The sequence below is a fragment of the Chryseobacterium cucumeris genome (genome assembly GCF_001593385.1).
GTDB classification, from domain to species: domain Bacteria; phylum Bacteroidota; class Bacteroidia; order Flavobacteriales; family Weeksellaceae; genus Chryseobacterium; species Chryseobacterium cucumeris.
Genome location: NZ_LUVZ01000001.1, coordinates 875,072 through 893,074, shown reverse-complemented (window position 1 = coordinate 893,074; position 18,003 = coordinate 875,072). Strand labels below are relative to the sequence as shown.

Genomic DNA, 18,003 nt, shown 5'->3' with positions numbered 1-18,003 from the left:
ACAAATGGAACCTAATCAATGTACAAAGCTTCTGGAGGGTGGAATTTATACCACTTTGAATGTCGTAAAAACAGGAGATTTTCTTTACGACCTGAAGAAATATTATGAATCCGAAAAATTCAAAGACGATTTTAAAACTCAAAAATTTTCATTTGGTTTTGAAGCAATTGATCCTACATCAATGGTTAAAAATGTTTTAAATTTAGGTGCTTCTGATGATGAAATTCATAATTTTCAGGAGAAAATCAAATCTTTGGACACCATTATGGTCTCACAATCATTTTTTGATTCTTTTAGTTTGCATACACCCAACAAAGACATCATTGAAGGATATGTGAAATGTTTAGAAGTTCAAAATAATAAAAAAGGATTATCAACAGTAGTACAGGAAGGAGATGAAGGGATAACCATCTATATTTTTTACAACAAAATATCAAGCACGGATCCAAGCCCTATTGTCGAAGATTATAAAATAACCAATGGGATAGAAATAAGCAAAAGCTTTAATAAAGGGGGTATTCTGGATGATGATAATTCAATTACTTTTAAAAGAAACGATCCGTCAAAAGATATTTTCTTTTTCCTGGACACAGATAAAGGTCCTGTAAACTGCTTATTAAATGGACTTCCCAGTGGTTTTAATAAAGATTTTCCTGTAGGAACAATACTTTGTTCATACTTAATTTGGGAAGAATTTCAGGAGGTAACTAAAAATAATCTGACAAATCCTGATAAGAACTGGAATAGCAAATACTCAAAATGGGCACCTTGTGACGGAAGAAAAGTAGACACAACCTGCGGGCTTGCCCGTGCCACACAAAATCTTACAAATGTTCCCGATTTGAGAGGTGTTTTCCTTCGTGGAAATAATGCTTTCGACTCCAATGAATTAGGCTACGGTATCCCAACGGTTTCTGAAAATCAAAAAGATCCAGAGGGTAACAGATTACGGGGAAGTATCCAGGGAGATGAAATCAAAGAGCACGATCATCAGATTGTTCAGCAGAGTTTTGGAGGAGTAACTTCAACGCCAAGGGCAGTTTCTGCAAATACATCAGGTGCTGATGGTGACCTTGATGGTTCACAGGTAGTTAGCGGTTATGATAAATCAACGGTCCCTTTAGTTATTGCTGCTGCCGGGGGAAAAGAAACCCGTCCCAAAAATATGGCTGTCAATTATTATATAAGAATAAATTAATAACAAAAACGATCAAAATTGTTACTGTAGTACAGTCAATCCTGTTTTTTTTAATGATAGAACATGGATTAAAAAAATACTATTTTTTGGAAAAATGAATCTTAATTCCCGTATGTTTTTCTTACGGGATTTTTTATCGGAAAAACTAATAAATTAAATTTATCTGACTATTTTTACAAAAATCATCTAAATTCCAGTATAATGAGTATAAAATCAATTACGATAGGATTTCTATGTTGTATTTTCGTGGCAGTGCTTTCAGGATGTTCCTGGATAACTGATTTCTATATTCAAAACCTGACCGGATCTAAAAAAATAATTAAGATCAATTACAGTTATCCCATCTCAAAAGCAATTGATAATGAGGCTGAGAGCTTTGCATTTAATTATGAAAATAGAATATTGTCTCCTCGATCTTTTTATAAAATCAAAAATCCAAAGTCTCTTGAAAAAATAGAAATAAAAGATTCTTCCATTGTCCTTGAGCTTTATCCAAATTCAACAACAAAAATTTACACAAGCCATAATGGAAGCTGGAGATATAGGATTAAAAGTGTTGAGATTAATGGAACCATTTTTTATCCTTCAGAATTAATAAATAAAAGCAGATATATCAGTAAAGGTTATGTTTATAAAATTAATTAAAAATTTACTATGAATTTTTATTTGAAAATAAAACGGACTTTTCTAAAAAGCGTAATAGCGTTTATACTTATTATTGGTTTTCAGGCCAAAGCTCAAAAATCCCAGTTTAATATTGTTGGAAACTGGGAATCCATTGATTACTGGAAGAGTAAAGGCAAAGCAGGCTTTACTAAAGATGGATATGTATCTATTACAATTAACGGGGAAGAAATTGACGGTAAGAATTTTATCATTCACGGAGGTCCTAATAATGGGCAAAAGGGTGAACTCAAATATAAAATTGATATGGAAAAGACACCAATTCATATTGATTTTATTGCACTAAAAGATAATCAGGAAAAAGGAAGACTGCTAGGAATTATTTTTCCTATTAACGATTCAAAATTCCTTATGCTGATCAACATGAATGGGAAGCGGCCTGAAAGTATAGATCATGATGAAACAATGACACTTACAAAGATTGAATGAAATTGATCTGAAAAACAGTTTAAACCTCATACATTTCAGCAATTTATGAGGTTTTTCTATATAAATTCTATAATTTAGGTTAGTCAATATTTCGATTAAAAAGAATATTGTGGTATTATCAATTATTCTATGAAAAAAACACTTCTTACACTCACTTTTGTATTAGGAGTTATATGTATTCTCAATATCAATTTTCCATTAAAAAAGCAGGATATCTATGGAAAATATATTAACATGAATTTTGATAAGCCAATTTGCTGTGTGGAAGCTCCTCACACTGCAGATACTTTAGTTTTATATGAAGACAATACATTTAGAAGTAAATTTTATGGAATGGGTACATATAAATTATATAATGGATTAAATCCTGAAATAGAACTTCATTATACAGATTTTGGTCAGCCAGCTGCTTACAAAACCTATTTTTTAAATGGGATTTTTGAAAAGCCTAAGATTAGTCTAAATGCAGATTCAAACCATTATTATGAAAAACTTGATTGAAAAAATATAATTCTCAACTCTTTCTCAATCATTTTTATCACACCCGCTTAAAAATGCATTTATGTTTACCGAATTATTTATAAATTAGAGCGTTAAAATTCAAGCTGTTATTATTATTTAAAAACTAATACAATTCCACCAAATCAAAATATAACCATGGCAGAATATTACGCAAAATCAAGCAATTCTTTATCTTTTGAAGTTACAAGAGAAGAAAGATTAATTGGAAAACTTATCTATACAAGCTGGTTTAAATTTAATGCTGTTATTGAAATTGCTCATGGGCAGACCTATCAGGTGGAGCCAAAGGGTTTTTGGGGAACTACAATTGAACTGAAAGATCACGAAAGAGTGCTTCTGAAATTCAGAATGAACTGGAACGGGGAAATTGTGGTGCAGACCTATTTTGATGGGATTAAAAATGGCTATCTTTTTAAACACAGAGGTATTTTTAAAGAATCATTTGTCCTTACAGATCAGGACGGCGTCGAGCTGATGATCATAAAACCCCATCTGAAATGGACTTCTATGAATTACGAATACCAGATCACCACCTCTGATGCCTATGAAACCCTTCCGGAAAAAGAAATCGTTTTAATTAATGCACTGCATTGCGCCAATTACTATATGTCGATGATGGCCGCTGCTGTTATATAAGACAGGTAAAGTAAAACTTTAGCAATATAGTTACCTTTATTTTTATTAGCCTTATGGTAAAAAAGAATTGTGTCCTGAGTGTTTTTGGACTGCTATTACTATTTCAATGTAATCCTAGCAAAAATTACAAAAAAGAATTTGAAAAATTTGTTTTTGATGCTGATCAGGTTTTATCCAATGGTGATATTTTACATCCTGCTTGTGCCTATCTTAAAGATGGAAAATTAAAAGGTCTTGAGTTTAATAATCATCCAGAATGTGGAGATTATATCCAAAGATATTTTTTTTCTGAAAATGAAAAAATAAAGAAGATTGTTATTGAGAAAAATTATTATAATGAAAGCTGTGGTAAAACTTTTGACTCATTATTCATTATATATCCCGTATTGGGTAAAACAATTGTGTATGCGGATAATACAAACGCAAAAGAAATGGAAGGTAATGTTTTACGGGAGGAAAAAATTAATATTGATCGCTATATGAAAATGATTAAAAATTGGAAAAATAAATAAAAAAACTTATCTATTGATTGAATAAAGGGTTTTCGGAATTTTCGAAAACCCTTTATTTATAGGCTATTCTATGGTAGAAGTTTTATGATTTGTATCATGTTTTTATTTAGAATTAATAAAAATAAAATAATTTTGCAGAACTAACTTAATTATAAACATGAAAAAAACTATTATTTCTGCAGCTCTATTAGCCGTAACGATGCTGAGTGCCCAGGAAACAGATACCATTAAAGTGGCTGAAATTCAATCTGTATCGCTCCAGGGAACTCACAATTACAGAACAAAAAAATCTGAATCTATCGCAAGGCTTCCTCTGGAAAATCTTGAAAACCCTACTGTTTATAATCTTGTTCCCAAAGAAATCATCAGTGAAATGGGAGCCATGGATTTCAACACAGCGATGGCTTCTGCTCCAGGAGTGGTCGTAAGCAATAGTGTAAACGACAGTGGAAATGATATTTTTATGAGAGGTTTCAGTTCCAATGCCAGTTTCAGAAACGGACTGACTCAAAATCCAAGAGTACAGTCTGAGATCGCTAATATCGAGAGAGTAGAAGTAATAAAAGGTCCATCCGGAACCTTATTCGGTGGAACATTAGCCAATTATGGCGGTGTGGTGAATATCGTTACGAAAAAACCACAGGAAAACTTCGGGGGAATTATCAATTATACCACCGGAAGCTGGGGAATGAACAGGATTACAGCCGATGTAAATACCCCTTTAAATAAAGAAAAAACTGCATTGGCAAGATTCAATGTCGCAGCCTATTCTCAGGATTCTTTCCAGGATGCAGGCTACAACAAAGGATTATTTTTCTCCGGAAGTGTTTTGTACAAAGTAAGCGACAAAACCACAGTGACACTTGATACCGAGTTCCATGCTCCGGATAAAACATTGAATGCTTATGTAAGAAACTCAGAAAAGCTGACCTTACACTCCATGAAAGACCTGGAAGTAGCCTACAAAAGAGCGTTTACTAGTAATGATATCGGCTCGAAAAGAACCAACTTTGTAACGATGGCTGAGGTTACCCATAAATTCAATGACCAGTGGACGTCAAGGACATCTTACCAAAGAGGAGAAGCCAATGAAAACGAATCTATCTTTTTAGTACTCAGATATCTGAATAATAATCAGGTAGAAAGAATGATCCGTCCTTTTGACAGCTTTAAAGTGACCACAGACAATATCCAGCAGAATTTTACAGGAGATTTTAAAATAGCAGGGTTAAGAAACCGTCTGGTAGTAGGAATAGATTACTTCCAGCAAACAACAAAATATCAGTTCCCTTACTATGAGGCCAACGGATACAGTAATGTTTTCATGCCTTATGATAAAGTGAATCTTGATAGCTCTTCCGCATGGGATCCTATCTCAAGAAACAAATTCATGAATAAGGAAAGAAAATCCACAGAATCGGATATTACAAGATTCAGAACCATCAGCGGTTATATTTCCAATGTTTTAAATATCACAGATAATTTGCTGGTAATGGCCAGTTTGAGAGTAGATAGCTATAAAAATGATGATATGGTGGTAAATGGCGTAGAGATCTCTACCAAAAACGGATATCCTGAAAATAAAGTTTCCGGTTACAGCCAGACCCAGTTTTCACCAAAGTTCGGATTGGTGTATGAAATTGTAAAAGATGAGATCTCATTCTTTGCCAATTATGTGAATGGATTTAAAAACTATGCTCCATCAATGAATGAAGTGGGTGTCCTGACAAAGTGGGATCCTGAACAGGGAAATCAGATTGAAACAGGTTTTAAAGTGGATCTGTTCCATAAAAAACTACTGACGATCGTGAGTTACTATAATATTAATGTTAAAAACAGACTGGTTGCAGATCCAGGCGGAATAGGAAGTATTCAGGATGGAAATATCAAAAGTCAGGGACTGGAAATAGGCATCATTGCCAACCCTTTCAAAGGATGGAATATCGTTGCCGGATATGGTTATAACGATAACAAATATGATGACCGGAGCAAAGACAGCGGAAAAAGAATTGCCTGGACTCCAAAACATGTTGCCAATCTATGGACAAGCTACAAAATCATGGATGGTGCATATGAAGGACTTGGTTTCGGAGCCGGATTTAATTTTGTAGACCAGACCTATATCAACATCACCAATCATTTTCTTGCTCCTTCTTATACTACGGTAGGTGCAACAGTTTTTTATGACAGGAAAAAATACAGAATCGGTCTGAAAATGAATAATGCGCTGAATGAAAACTACTGGAACTTCTACGGACAGCCACAGAAGCCAAGAGAAATCCAGGCCAATTTTGCATTCAAATTTTAAAACTAAAAAAACAAAAATAATCTCAACGAAAATATAAGGATGAAAACCGCAAAGGTGCAAAGCTTTGATTTATGATATATCTATTTCTGAAGCCTTCAAATATGCTAAAGTAAACGGCAGCAGAAATAACTCTTTTCACTTTACAAACACGCTATTATAAATACAATTGCGCCTTTGCATTTTCTACACTTACATTGTTGATTGGATGAAAACAGATATGAAAAATAATAAAACGAATCCTAAAAAAAAGCAGGGTAAATCCCTTACCAAAAGGATCACCGGCTGGCTGCATCTATGGCTCGGCCTGGTTTCCGGAATCATTGTGCTTACTGTTACTCTTTCGGGAACTGTATTTGTCTTCTGTGACGAAATCATTGATCTGTGCGGCGGAAGCGCAAAATATGTCCAGGCTCCGGCTAATGCAGAAAAAATGACCCCTGAAGAGTTGCTTGCCCACTTTCACCAGCAGGTTCCGGACAGAAAAGCGTTCTATTTTGATACCTACAAAGATGCTGACAGAAGTTTCAGAGTAGCTTCAGCAACGAAGCCTCCTAAAGATAAAAGTGCGGACAAGGCAGACAAACCAAAGAAAAAAGGCCGTGGTCCACGAGGTGTATTTGCCTATCATTATCTTAACCCTTACACCGGAAAAGTAATCGGTTCTACCAAAAGCTATGAGTTTTTCTATGTTGTAGCCCATATTCATGCGCAGCTATTGGCAGGAAAGTTTGGGAAAACGGTGGTTGGCGTTGCTTCCATCATCTTTTTTGTTCAGCTTATCGGTGGACTGATTCTCTGGTGGCCTAAAAAATGGAACAAAACCACAAGAACAACAGCTTTTAAAATTAAATCCGGAACGAAATGGCGCAGGAAAAACTACGATTTCCATAATGTCTTTGGGTTTTATTCATTGCTTCCGGCTGTGTTTATTACCATTACAGGATTGATTATGGCCTATGAGGTTTTAACCAATCTAACCCAACAGGCTTTCGGAGGAGCTGTAGATGCCCATACTATTGCAGAAAAATATGAACCTAAGTTTGATCCGGAAAAGAAAGCTTTGACTTATACTGATGTTATAGACAGAAAGTTTAAAGAGTTTCCTGATGCAAAACAGTTCAGAATGAGTATTCCGAGAAATGATTCTGCAACGGTGTATCATGTGGTGGCAGCTAGGTTTATTGGTCTGAAAAGCCTTATCAACGGGAAAAGTATGGAAACCAATAAATACACAGGAAAGGAGATTGATTATCCTAAAGAAGTTCAGATGCATGAAGTAATAGAGCACATGAACTTCGATCTTCACGTAGGCTATTGGGGCGGAATGTTCGGTAAAATATTCACATTCATTATCGGAATGATCTGTACCAGTCTCCCGATTACCGGATTTCTGATCTGGTGGGGACGCAGAAACAAATCACCCAAAAAGAATAAAGAAATTAAAAATATTCATCAACACAGAAAAGATTCGCACCATGAACAATTGGTTTAAAATTATATACCTTCCTGTATTTTTACTGTTTACATTTGGAAAATCCCAGGAAAAACTAACGATAGGAGAGAAGCAAAATGTATTTTCAAAAGTTCTAAATGAAAACAGAGAAATCTGGGTTCATCTGCCCAAAACGTATAACGACAATACCATCAATCCTGCAAAATATCCTGTCATCTATCTTTTAGACGGAGAAATTAATTTTGATTATTATACAGGATTAACAGATTTCATTGCCAGAACACCCTATGCCGACATTCCGGAATGTATTGTTGTCGGAATTAAAAATACAGAAAGAACAAGAGATCTTACTCCGACAAAGTCTGAAAAGAAGAGTCCGGTAAACCCTGCTCTTACGCTTTTTGCCGACAGCGGAGGAAGTGAAAACTTTCTGAAATTCATGCAGGAGGAATTGAAGCCTTTTATTAATAAAAACTACAGAACTCAGGATTATTGTGTGTTGGTAGGCCATTCTTTCGGCGGATTATTTGCCATTAATACCTTTCTTTCACATCCGGATTATTTTAATGCTTATGTTGCTAATGATCCTAGTTTATGGTGGGACAATAAAGTAACCATCAAAAGAACGAAAGAGTATCTGGAAAAGAATAAGAACTTTCCTGCAAAAAAATCTTTGTATGTTTCCCAGGCAGATAATGAAGAGCAGCAGAAAAACTGGAATTCTGATATGACCCAGGCGATTGAAGAATTTAAAGGAATGATAGAAAAAAACGGATCTTTGAACTATAAACATCACTTTTTTGAAGGCGAAACCCATGGGACCGTTTCTTATCCCGGAAATTATGAAGCTTTGAAATTTATATTCAAAGGGTATAGAACTGATATAAAACAGTTGGCCAAAAATCCCAAACTGCTTGAAGAAGAGTATCAAAAGTTTTCTGAAAAAATGGGAATAAATTTTATTCCTTCGGAAGCCTATCTGAATGTGGTAATCAAATTTATGAAAAGTAATGGTTTTAAAGAATCCGAAACCTATTTTATGAATCTGAAAGACAACTATTATCCTAAGAAATAATGAACTGAAAATAAAAACCAAATCCGTTTATCAACAGATTTGGTTTTTTATATCTTACTTCTAACGATACGTTTTATGTATCCAGAGAATTCGACATTCCGCTAGAAATCGGAATAAATTCTTTCCGGGAATTAATGCCTGTTATCACAATTAATCGGGAAATCCTTCTCCTTTTGATCTAAAAAATTAATGGAAGGACAGCCAAAAGACTGGGCAATGAACCCAAAAATAACCGGAGGTTTTCCTTTGAAAAGATGGCCTGTATATTGGAAAATATTAGATTCATCAGCATCTATTCCATAAAGAGGAAGAAACTCTCCGCCATCACTGCCTGCAAGGCTGAATATCTTCTCTGCAATTTTTTCCTTACGATCATTGATGACTGCCAGTTTACGCTCTACAATATTTCCTTCTTCAAGATAATCCTGCAGATAATAGGTCAGATTTTCATATTGGGACTGATAAGTTTTTCCCAGAGCCAGTTTTGAGTGAGAAAAGTATTTTTTTGAAACATCAGCGCCGGCTTTTTGCCATTTCACAGCTTTCATTTTATTGTCTACAAACGGATTTTGATTTCCAAAATAGGCGATGGCATTAGTATAACGATCGTATTCAGTTGTTTTTTGATGAGTTGCCACCTGGAAACCCATCATATAAGAATCCGGGTCTAAATCCTGATCATCTGAATAAGGACTTAAGTAGGCCACGGCTTTTAATTGGCTGACAGGCATTTTTTGAAGTTGGTTAGAGCCATACTCATAGATGTAGAGAGAATCATTTTCAGTAAGGTGAGTCCCATCCAGCAATTTTTTTCTGCTGGGTGCATCCAGTTCAAAATGCTGACGTTCCTCATAAGTCATCTGCTTCTGATTTTTCATAATAGCTGCAGGAATCGGTTGTTCCCCCTTATAAATATCTGAAACAGAAATGAAAATATCCATATCAGAATCTTTTTCTGCGGATGAAATAACGGACAGACTGAAAATATTAAAATCAGTATAATCTATTTTCTCCTCAGTTTTTGCTGTTTTTACAGAATCATTCGTCGGATGTGTTTCTGTGGTAACAGTTTTTTTTTCTTCTTTCTTACAGCTTACAATAGCCAATGGCAAAAATAAAAGCGCAGCGACGGTTTGGGGTTTTATAATCTTTTTTAGCATTAAAGTGTTTATCATATTCTAATTCATTTTGTAATAAGGTTCTGAAAAATATTTGCTGGGTTTAATGTAAGCCATTTTCCTTTCAGCATCAAAGATCCAGATGAATCTGCGAAGCATATCAGCACCGAGATAATTTACATTTTGTATTTTCAGTTCACCTGAGAAATATCCTACGAAAACATCTTTGAACACGCTATTTCCCAATTTGAAATAGGGTAGAACAGCTTGTTTGGTCGTTAACGTTTTACCTTGAGAATTCTTTAGTGTTTTATCTCCTGTTATCTTAAGTTTTTTCTCCAGATGTTTTTCTTCAGCAAACTCATTACTATAAAGAATAGCTCCGGAAAACCCGGATTGTAAAACAAAATAGGTTTCCTGCTGCTGATCGCCTTCAAGGATATTGTCTGCAGCAAGATAAAACCCTTCATGATCCGGAATGATGTTGATGGGTTGGTAGCCTTGCAGATCCGGCATTTTGTTATACATCACAAACTGGTTATTGTCGTAATCAATTTTAAAGGCTTTCCCTTCAAAAATTCCGGTTCCGATTTTTCCGTCTGCTTCATGACCTGTCAGCTGATTGTCAAAAAAACGCACATTTTCCTGGATGATCTTTCCGATCTCAACAGTATTATTATCGCTGAGTTCTTCTTTATTGAAAATAATATGTGCTGCTTTCTGTTTGCCATCAGGAGAAATTGCATAATCTTTCATGGCAATCTGGAACATGAGATTGAGCGAATCTTTTTTGTTGACAAGGGTCTTTACAATGATATTATTGTGTTTTGTGATCCGGAAGGGGATGGTCTGCTGTGCTTTCATACCATACAATCCGGCAGAAAGCAGTATGAAAAGTACTGTTCTTTTGAGCATTATCAGTGATTAGTGTTTTAAAACTTTAAAATTACCTATTATCTTTGGAAAAGCAAATAATAAAATGAAATGGTTGAAAAATTGCTTCAAAGTGGAATCCATTGGGAAAAGAAAGCATTCAGACGAAATGAGTTCCTGAAGATTTCAGGCAGTACAGATACCTCTATTTATTGTATTGAAAACGGAAGTGTCCGGATTTTTATGATGGATGAAAATGAAGAAAGGATCATTCGTTTCGGATACACAGGAAATATTATTGTCAGCCTGGATTCTTTTTTATCGGGAAAACCTTCGGATCTTTATATTCAGGCGATTAAGAAAACAACGGTAAGAATAGCTTCAAAACAGGATTTCTATGCGTTCGTACAATCGGACGAAGAACATATGAAATTCTGGATGAATGTCCTTGAAGATCTCGTATTACAGCAGCTTGAAAGAGAAAAAGATCTGCTCATCAATGCTCCCGGAGAACGTTTTGAAAGGGTTTTAAAACGAAGTCCAAAACTATTTCAGGAAGTTCCCAATAAATATATTGCCAATTATCTGAGGATGTCACCGGAAACTTTGTCCAGACTAAAAAAATCTTGAGTTCAGTCAAGATTTAAGAACATTCTGATCAGCATATTTGCATAAAAAACGTAATGAAAATTTCAACCTCAGAATTCCTGAATGAATTAAGAAATAGAACTGAAGAACATTTACAATTCGCTGAAATGTTGTCTTTAAAGACGGAACATGATCTGAATTTCAGAACTTCAACAGAAAGCTGGAGTACATTGGAATGTCTGGAGCATCTTAACCGCTACGGAGATTTTTATATTCCCGAAATAAGCCGTACAATTTCTTCTTCCGGAAAACCTTCTCAACTCTATTTTAAGCCCGGAATTCTTGGGAATTATTTTGCTAAAAGTATGCTTCCCAAAGAGAAACTGAATACGATGAAAACGCTTAAGGCCATGAATCCTATCCACAGTAATCTGGATAAAAGCGTAGTGGATACATTCATAAAACAGCAGAAAAAAATGCTTGAATTACTGGAAGAGGCTCAATTTATTGACTTAGAAAAAACAAAAACAAGTATTAGTATTTCAAAGCTGATCAAACTGAAGTTGGGAGATACCTTTCGTTTTGTTATTTATCATAATGCAAGGCATGTTGAACAGATAAAAAGAATTTTAACGGATTAAAAACAAGTTATGATTTCCAAAAAGCTTAATTTTAAACGAATGGAAATGATACACCAAAAACATATATCAACCCCTTTGGGAGAAATGATTGCCTGTGCCATAGATCAGGGAATCTGTCTGCTGGAATTTACAGACCGGAAAAATATTGAAAAACAGTTGAAGGCTTTGTCAAAGATTTTGAAAGCAGAAATTTTAGAAAAAGAACATCCTCATTTCAAACAGCTGGAAGAGGAACTGAAAGAATATTTTGAAGGAAAAAGAAGTCAGTTTGAAGTTCCATTGTTCACTACAGGAACTGCGTTTCAGGAAAAAGTATGGCAGCTTCTTCGCAAAATCCCAATGGGAGAAATAAGGACTTATAAACAACAGTCAGAAATACTGGGAAACCCCAAGGCGATACGTGCCGTAGGAACAGCCAACGGTATCAATAAAATTGCCATTTTAATTCCCTGCCATCGTGTGATAGGTTCCAACGGCGAGTTGGTAGGGTATGCCGGAGGTATCTGGAGAAAACAAAAACTATTGGAGCTGGAAAAGGCTATCTTATTTTAGAAATATATTAAAAATATCCCTATATTCCGGCATTTATCACAAGTTCTGCTACCTTTTATGAAATCAAAAATTCCGGTTATTTTAATCTTTTCCAGATTGATTATTGGCTTTCTCATCATTGCTTTAAGTCTCATTACAATAGAAAATTTTCAGGCAATTACTGTCGTTCTTTTATCTATAGGGTTGTTAACTGATATTTTTGATGGAATTATAGCAAGGCATCTTCAGATTTCAACTCAGAAACTCAGACGTATGGATTCTACTGTTGATCAGATTTTCTTTATCTCGGTAGGACTTGCAGCATATATACAATGCCCTGAATTTTTCAAAACAAACGCTTCCAAAATAATTATTCTTGCAGGATCTGAAGCTCTTATTTATCTGGTAAGCTTTTTAAGATTCAGAAAGGAAGTAGCAACACACTCTATTGGTGCCAAGATCTGGACTTTAGTACTTTTTGGAACATTAGTTCAGGTTATTTTACAGTGTCAGTCTGTCATTCTGTTCAACCTTTGTTTTTGGGTTGGCCTGCTTACAAGGGCAGAGATTATTGCTATTCTTTTTATATTGAAAACCTGGACGAATGATGTTCCTTCTGTTTTTCATTCCATTCAACTAAGAAAAGGGAAAACGATTAAGAAAAATAAATTGTTCAATAGTTGATTATTTACTTTTAAAAAAGATTTGGCTAAAAAATACCGTCATAGAAAAATATCGGTAAAACAAATTTTAACGAAGTTTATGAAAGCTATTTCGCTCTGAATTTTGTAATTTTAAACAAAAATTTACACGTGAAAAAGTTACTAGCAGCAGTTTGCATTTCAGTTTCAGCATTCAGTTTTGCTCAGGATTATTCTGTGCCGGCAGCAAGTCCGCGCCAGAAGGTTGAGCAGCAGTTTTCAATGTCTAAAATTACCATTGATTATGGAAGACCGGGAGTGAAGGGACGTAAAATTTTCGGAGAACTGGTTCCTTATGGCCAGGTTTGGAGAGCGGGAGCGAACTCTTCTACAAAAATTACTTTCGGACAGGCCGTTAACTTCGGTGGGAAAACAGTGCCTGCAGGAACATACGGATTGTTCATCGTTCCTACAGAAAAAGAATGGAAAGTTATCCTTAATAAAGATTTCCAGCAATGGGGAGCTTATACTTACGATCCAAAACAGGATGTAGTAGACGTTACGGTACCGGTTAACAAACTGACAGACAAACAGGAATGGTTTGAAATCACTTTAAATCCTACAGATGAAAACTCAGGAAACCTGGTTATCAAATGGGATATGGCTCAGGCAGAAGTTCCTTTGAAACCGTCCAAATTAGACACTGTTATCAAGATTTCCGACAAGTTGAAAGAAATCAAGAAAATAGAATCAGATTCTACTAAAAAAGGCTAAGCAATGAATTTTTCTGTTCAGCCTGTTTTAGAGAATGAAGAATTTCAATTAATCCCCTTACAGCAAGGGGATTTTGAATCTTTATATGAAGTGGCTTCCGATCCTAAAGTCTGGGAACAGCATCCTAACAAAGACCGTTATAAGAGAGAAGTTTTTGAAAACTTTTTCACAGGAGCTATGGAGAGTAAAGGTGCTTTCAAAATTATGGAGAAAGCTACCGGAGATGTATTGGGAAGCAGCCGTTATTATGATTTTGATGAAGAGAACAATCATATTTTCATCGGATATACTTTCTACGGAACAAAATCATGGGGAAAAGGCATTAATCCTAAGGTTAAAAAGCTGATGCTGGATTATATTTTCCAGTTTGTAGACAAAGTTCATTTTCATATCGGAAAAGAGAATTTTCGTTCACAGACAGCTTTGGAAAGACTGGGAGGACAAAAAATAGCTGAAGAAGAAGTGGCTTATTTTGCAGAACCTACAAGAACCAATTTCGTATATGAAATTAAAAAAGAATACTGGGTATGAAAAAATATAAAATACAGCAGTCCCCATTTGTAGTGCCTACTACAGACGGAAAACTGATTGAAGAACATTGGGGAAACTCAACAGGGAATTCCAATGTTTCCATTGCTCATATGGTAGCACCTCCGGATTGGAGTGAGCCTCACCAGACTCCTGAGTTTGATGAATTTACCTACATTATTTCAGGAAAAAAGCAATTTGAAATAGATGGAGAAATTGTTACGTTGGAAAAAGGACAGAGTATTCTTATTGAAAAAGGAGCGAGAATCCGTTATAGTAATCCGTTTTCAGAACCATGTGAATATCTTGCGATCTGTCTTCCTGCATTTTCTATGGAATTGGTGCATAGGGAAGAGGAAGGCGTAGACTAAGAAAAGAATTAAAAAATATAAAAAAGCAAATCTGAGAATAGTGGATTTGCTTTTTTTTTTGTGTAATTACACCATCATGAAAAAATAATCATGAATTGCTGATTTCTTTGAAGTTGATTTTCAATGTGTTTTTATTAAGAATGCCCTTCAATAAAAGGTTTCGCAATAGTTTTTTCTTTTTCATGCCTGATAGTTTCAATTTATTTTGTAAGTTCGCGGACTTAAAAAAATGAACTAAAATCTATGAAAAACAAATTATCGATTGTATTCATGCTGGCAATCGCGCTTTCTACCACTTCATGTGCAACCATTTTTACAGGAACTCAGGATTCAATCGCTTTTTCTTCAAGCCCTGAAGGAGCAAAAGTATTTCACAAGGGAATTGAAAAATGTACAACACCTTGTACAACCAAAATTCCAAGAGGTTTGGGTAAGCAGATGGTTACATTTGAAAAAGAAGGATTCGAGAAGAAAGAAGTAAAACTGACAAAAACTTTTAATGCCGTGACTTTACTGAATATTATTCTTGGAGGAGCAATAGGAGTGGGAATTGATGCTGCAACAGGTTCTCTAACCAAATATTCTCCAAAGAAATATGATGTTGAGCTTCAGGCTAAACCGTAATTAAGCTAACAATATAAAAGTAAAAAGGCAAATTCATCAGTTTATGAATTTGCCTTTTTTATGTTTATTTCAAAATTTCTTTCAGGAACAGCAACGTATGATTCCATGCTCTTTTGGCCATTGTTGCATTGTAATCCGGTGATTTCGGATCTGTAAATGTATGTTTAGAATGGGCATATGTGATGATCTGCCAATCGGCATTTCCTTCATTCATTTCTTTGATGAGGTTATTATAATCCTCAGGAGTTACACTTTTATCATCAGCCGGATTTTCAACCAGAATTTTAGCTGTTAAAGCCTCATTTTTTCTGCTCTGATCTCTGCCCAGACTTCCGTGGATGGAAACAACACCCGCTACAGGAAGATGACCTCTTGCTGATTCCAGTGCTCCTGTGCCTCCGAAACAATAGCCGATAACCGCTACCTTATCAGAAATGGCTCCGTTTTTCTTCAACTGCTCCAATGCCAGCGAAATTCTTTTCTGGTACTCCTGATAATTCTGTTTGTAATACCCTGAGCTTTTTGCAGCAGATTCGTTATCTGCAGGAATTTTTCCTTCACCGTAAATATCAGCGATAAAAGCAATATAACCTTGCTTTTCGAGTTCAATAGCAGCTGTTTTAGCTTCTTCGTCAATACCTTTCCAGGCTGGAAGAATCAGTACTCCGGGAAGTTTTTTTCCGGCATTGGAAGTGATGAGACCATTAAGTTTCTGGGAACCGTCCTGGTAGGAAACAGATTTAAGTTTCTGACTGAAAAGATTTCCTGAAGCCATAATCATTGCAGTTAATAAGATGGAACGTATCATATTTTGTAATTTAATTTTAATACAGATTACACTAATCCTTTTCACAAATACAACCAATAACAATTGTGCAATTCGTGTAAAAATTTGTGATTAGTGTTGAAAAGAAATCTTATCGAAATTAATAAAAATAACTCAGAAAGAATATTAATAGAATATTATTTAATACTTTTCAGAAATTATCTAATGTTATAAGCCTTACTCAGGTTTGTAAAACTGGTATTGCTCATTTTCATAATAGGCATTAATGTGCTGCAAACCGTTTGTTAAAATAATTTCCCTGGCACCGATAATAGAATTGTACCGGGCAGTCTGTTCAAATGTTTTTTCCGTTAATTTGATCTGCGGTGCTTTACATTCAATCAGAATTATAGGTTCGGTCTTTTCAGTAACCAGAAGGTCAATCCTTTTGGTAAGACCATTCAGGATAATTTTTTTTTCGGTGATCAGAGCCGATGTGGAGTAGGATTTTACAGTAAGATAATAATGTACCCAATGTTGTCTGACCCATTCCTCAGGAGTGAGCAGAAGATAAGTTTTGCGGACCAAATCATAAATAAAAAACTTATCTTTGTCTTTCTTGAATTTAAAATCAAAAGTTTCCTGAAAATTCAGTTTTGGAAGTTCCATTAATAAGATGAAAGAATTAGATTTAATCCTCAAAAATATTAAAAATAAAGAAGTTTTACCTATTTATTTTTTCCACGGAGAAGAAGCTTACTTCATTGATGTCGCTGTAAAGGCTCTTGAACATAACTTTTTGGAAGAAGATGAAAAAGCTTTCAACCAGACAGTTACTTATGGAAAAGATACTTCTTATCAGGAAGTTCTTTCCCTGGCAAGACAGTTTCCGATGATGGGAGACAAACAGGTGATTATTGTGAAAGAAGCTCAGGATTTACGATTCAATGAAGAGGAAAACAGAATTCTGGAAGCCTATGTAGAAAATCCCGTTCCTTCAACGGTATTGGTTTTTGCTCATAAACACAAGAAACTGGATAGCAGAAAAAAGGCTGCCAAAGCTTTAGATAAAGCCAAAGCCCTTTTCCTTAGCGAATCTGTAAAGGAAAGCAACTTACCGAAATGGATTTCAGATGAATGTGCAAAGCTTAAAATCAATACAGCTCCCAATATCTCTCATTTGTTGGCAGAATATCTGGGAAATGACCTGTCCAGAATTGCCAACGAGCTGAACAAGCTAAAGATGATCCTTAAAGAAGGAGAAATCCTTGATGGAACCATCGTTGAAAATCATATCGGGATCAGCAAAGAATATAATATTTTTGAGCTCCAGAAGGCTTTAGGAACTAAAAATGCCAATGCAGCTTTTAAAATTGCCCATTTTATGGGTAAAAACCCGAAGAATAATCCTTTTGTCATGATGTTGGCAAGTCTTTATAATTATTTTTCAAACGTTATTATTTACCAAACCATGGCAGGGCAGTCTCCACAAACGATTGCTTCGCAGATGGGAGTGAATCCTTATTTTATCAAAGACTACGCGGAAAGTGCCAGACTTTACCCTTTGAAACATGCTACAAGAGTCATTTCTATTTTACGTGAATTCGATATGAAAGGTAAAGGGCTCGGAGCGGTAAATATGGGAGAAGCTGAGCTGATTCGGGAACTTGTGTATAAGATCATCAATGTAGATAAGATTAAGATGAAGGTGTGATGCGTGTTGCGAGATAG

22 protein-coding genes are annotated in these 18,003 nt (G+C 35.2%); 18 read left to right on the top strand and 4 right to left on the bottom strand.

Annotation, left to right across the window (positions count from 1 at the left end):
- The first annotated feature begins 4 nt into the window (after nucleotides 1-4).
- The 9 genes from A1704_RS04015 (at nucleotide 5) to A1704_RS03975 (ending at nucleotide 8,817) form a co-directional block, all read left to right on the top strand.
- Entirely contained in the window at nucleotides 5-1,198 is a 1,194-nt protein-coding gene (locus A1704_RS04015; RefSeq protein ID WP_062670673.1) for a hypothetical protein, read from the top strand.
- A gap of 201 nt (nucleotides 1,199-1,399) precedes the next feature.
- Nucleotides 1,400-1,843 carry a hypothetical protein gene (locus A1704_RS04010; protein WP_062670671.1) on the top strand — a complete coding sequence of 148 codons (444 nt, stop codon included), beginning with the start codon at nucleotides 1,400-1,402 and terminating at the stop codon, nucleotides 1,841-1,843.
- Nucleotides 1,844-1,852: 9 nt separating this feature from the next.
- Entirely contained in the window at nucleotides 1,853-2,311 is a 459-nt protein-coding gene (locus A1704_RS04005; RefSeq protein ID WP_062670669.1) for a hypothetical protein, read from the top strand.
- 129 nt (nucleotides 2,312-2,440) lie between these two features.
- Nucleotides 2,441-2,812: a hypothetical protein gene (locus A1704_RS04000; protein WP_062670667.1), complete on the top strand. Its 372-nt coding sequence runs from the start codon at nucleotides 2,441-2,443 to the stop codon at nucleotides 2,810-2,812.
- 156 nt (nucleotides 2,813-2,968) lie between these two features.
- Nucleotides 2,969-3,469: a hypothetical protein gene (locus A1704_RS03995; protein WP_062670665.1), complete on the top strand. Its 501-nt coding sequence runs from the start codon at nucleotides 2,969-2,971 to the stop codon at nucleotides 3,467-3,469.
- Nucleotides 3,470-3,522: 53 nt separating this feature from the next.
- A complete protein-coding gene (locus tag A1704_RS03990; RefSeq protein WP_062670664.1) occupies nucleotides 3,523-3,981 on the top strand; it encodes a hypothetical protein in 459 nt (152 codons plus the stop codon).
- Nucleotides 3,982-4,138: 157 nt separating this feature from the next.
- Entirely contained in the window at nucleotides 4,139-6,289 is a 2,151-nt protein-coding gene (locus A1704_RS03985) for a TonB-dependent siderophore receptor (protein ID WP_062670661.1), read from the top strand.
- Between the two features lie 217 nt (nucleotides 6,290-6,506).
- Nucleotides 6,507-7,781 carry a PepSY-associated TM helix domain-containing protein gene (locus A1704_RS03980; RefSeq protein WP_065119554.1) on the top strand — a complete coding sequence of 425 codons (1,275 nt, stop codon included), beginning with the start codon at nucleotides 6,507-6,509 and terminating at the stop codon, nucleotides 7,779-7,781.
- Complete coding sequence (locus A1704_RS03975; protein WP_062670659.1) at nucleotides 7,765-8,817, top strand: alpha/beta hydrolase; 1,053 nt, start codon at nucleotides 7,765-7,767, stop codon at nucleotides 8,815-8,817. Before A1704_RS03980 ends, A1704_RS03975 begins: the two co-directional genes overlap by 17 nt.
- A 131-nt stretch (nucleotides 8,818-8,948) precedes the next feature.
- Here A1704_RS03975 and A1704_RS03970 read toward each other — a convergent pair whose 3' ends face one another.
- On the bottom strand, nucleotides 8,949-9,977 hold the full coding sequence (locus tag A1704_RS03970) for a hypothetical protein (protein WP_131797469.1): 1,029 nt from the start codon (nucleotides 9,975-9,977) through the stop codon (nucleotides 8,949-8,951).
- A gap of 18 nt (nucleotides 9,978-9,995) precedes the next feature.
- The gene (locus tag A1704_RS03965) at nucleotides 9,996-10,850 is read right to left on the bottom strand and encodes a hypothetical protein (RefSeq protein WP_062670655.1); all 855 of its coding nucleotides are present in this window, start codon (nucleotides 10,848-10,850) and stop codon (nucleotides 9,996-9,998) included.
- Nucleotides 10,851-10,919: 69 nt separating this feature from the next.
- Between A1704_RS03965 and A1704_RS03960 the strand changes: the two genes are divergently transcribed.
- The 8 genes from A1704_RS03960 (at nucleotide 10,920) to A1704_RS03925 (ending at nucleotide 15,506) form a co-directional block, all read left to right on the top strand.
- Nucleotides 10,920-11,438: a Crp/Fnr family transcriptional regulator gene (locus A1704_RS03960; protein ID WP_062670653.1), complete on the top strand. Its 519-nt coding sequence runs from the start codon at nucleotides 10,920-10,922 to the stop codon at nucleotides 11,436-11,438.
- A gap of 53 nt (nucleotides 11,439-11,491) precedes the next feature.
- Complete coding sequence (locus A1704_RS03955) at nucleotides 11,492-12,037, top strand: DinB family protein (RefSeq protein ID WP_062670650.1); 546 nt, start codon at nucleotides 11,492-11,494, stop codon at nucleotides 12,035-12,037.
- Between the two features lie 45 nt (nucleotides 12,038-12,082).
- Nucleotides 12,083-12,589 (top strand): methylated-DNA--[protein]-cysteine S-methyltransferase, encoded by a 507-nt coding sequence (locus A1704_RS03950; protein ID WP_394360705.1) that lies wholly within the window; start codon nucleotides 12,083-12,085, stop codon nucleotides 12,587-12,589.
- Nucleotides 12,590-12,646: 57 nt separating this feature from the next.
- Nucleotides 12,647-13,252, top strand: a complete 606-nt coding sequence (locus A1704_RS03945) for a CDP-alcohol phosphatidyltransferase family protein (protein ID WP_062670648.1) — start codon at nucleotides 12,647-12,649, stop codon at nucleotides 13,250-13,252.
- 128 nt (nucleotides 13,253-13,380) lie between these two features.
- A complete protein-coding gene (locus A1704_RS03940; RefSeq protein ID WP_062670647.1) occupies nucleotides 13,381-13,983 on the top strand; it encodes a DUF2911 domain-containing protein in 603 nt (200 codons plus the stop codon).
- A 3-nt stretch (nucleotides 13,984-13,986) separates the two neighbouring features.
- Nucleotides 13,987-14,514: a GNAT family N-acetyltransferase gene (locus tag A1704_RS03935; protein WP_062670645.1), complete on the top strand. Its 528-nt coding sequence runs from the start codon at nucleotides 13,987-13,989 to the stop codon at nucleotides 14,512-14,514.
- Nucleotides 14,511-14,882 (top strand): cupin domain-containing protein, encoded by a 372-nt coding sequence (locus tag A1704_RS03930; RefSeq protein ID WP_062670643.1) that lies wholly within the window; start codon nucleotides 14,511-14,513, stop codon nucleotides 14,880-14,882. The genes A1704_RS03935 and A1704_RS03930 overlap by 4 nt, the downstream gene beginning before the upstream one ends.
- Nucleotides 14,883-15,125: 243 nt before the next feature.
- On the top strand, nucleotides 15,126-15,506 hold the full coding sequence (locus A1704_RS03925; RefSeq protein ID WP_062670641.1) for a PEGA domain-containing protein: 381 nt from the start codon (nucleotides 15,126-15,128) through the stop codon (nucleotides 15,504-15,506).
- 64 nt (nucleotides 15,507-15,570) lie between these two features.
- Here A1704_RS03925 and A1704_RS03920 read toward each other — a convergent pair whose 3' ends face one another.
- Complete coding sequence (locus A1704_RS03920) at nucleotides 15,571-16,314, bottom strand: dienelactone hydrolase family protein (protein WP_062670639.1); 744 nt, start codon at nucleotides 16,312-16,314, stop codon at nucleotides 15,571-15,573.
- 195 nt (nucleotides 16,315-16,509) lie between these two features.
- Nucleotides 16,510-16,941: a type I restriction enzyme HsdR N-terminal domain-containing protein gene (locus tag A1704_RS03915; protein WP_062670636.1), complete on the bottom strand. Its 432-nt coding sequence runs from the start codon at nucleotides 16,939-16,941 to the stop codon at nucleotides 16,510-16,512.
- A 7-nt stretch (nucleotides 16,942-16,948) separates the two neighbouring features.
- Here A1704_RS03915 and holA point away from each other — a divergent pair, with 7 nt between their 5' ends.
- The gene (gene holA / locus A1704_RS03910; protein WP_062670634.1) at nucleotides 16,949-17,986 is read left to right on the top strand and encodes a DNA polymerase III subunit delta; all 1,038 of its coding nucleotides are present in this window, start codon (nucleotides 16,949-16,951) and stop codon (nucleotides 17,984-17,986) included.
- Nucleotides 17,987-18,003: the final 17 nt, after the last annotated feature.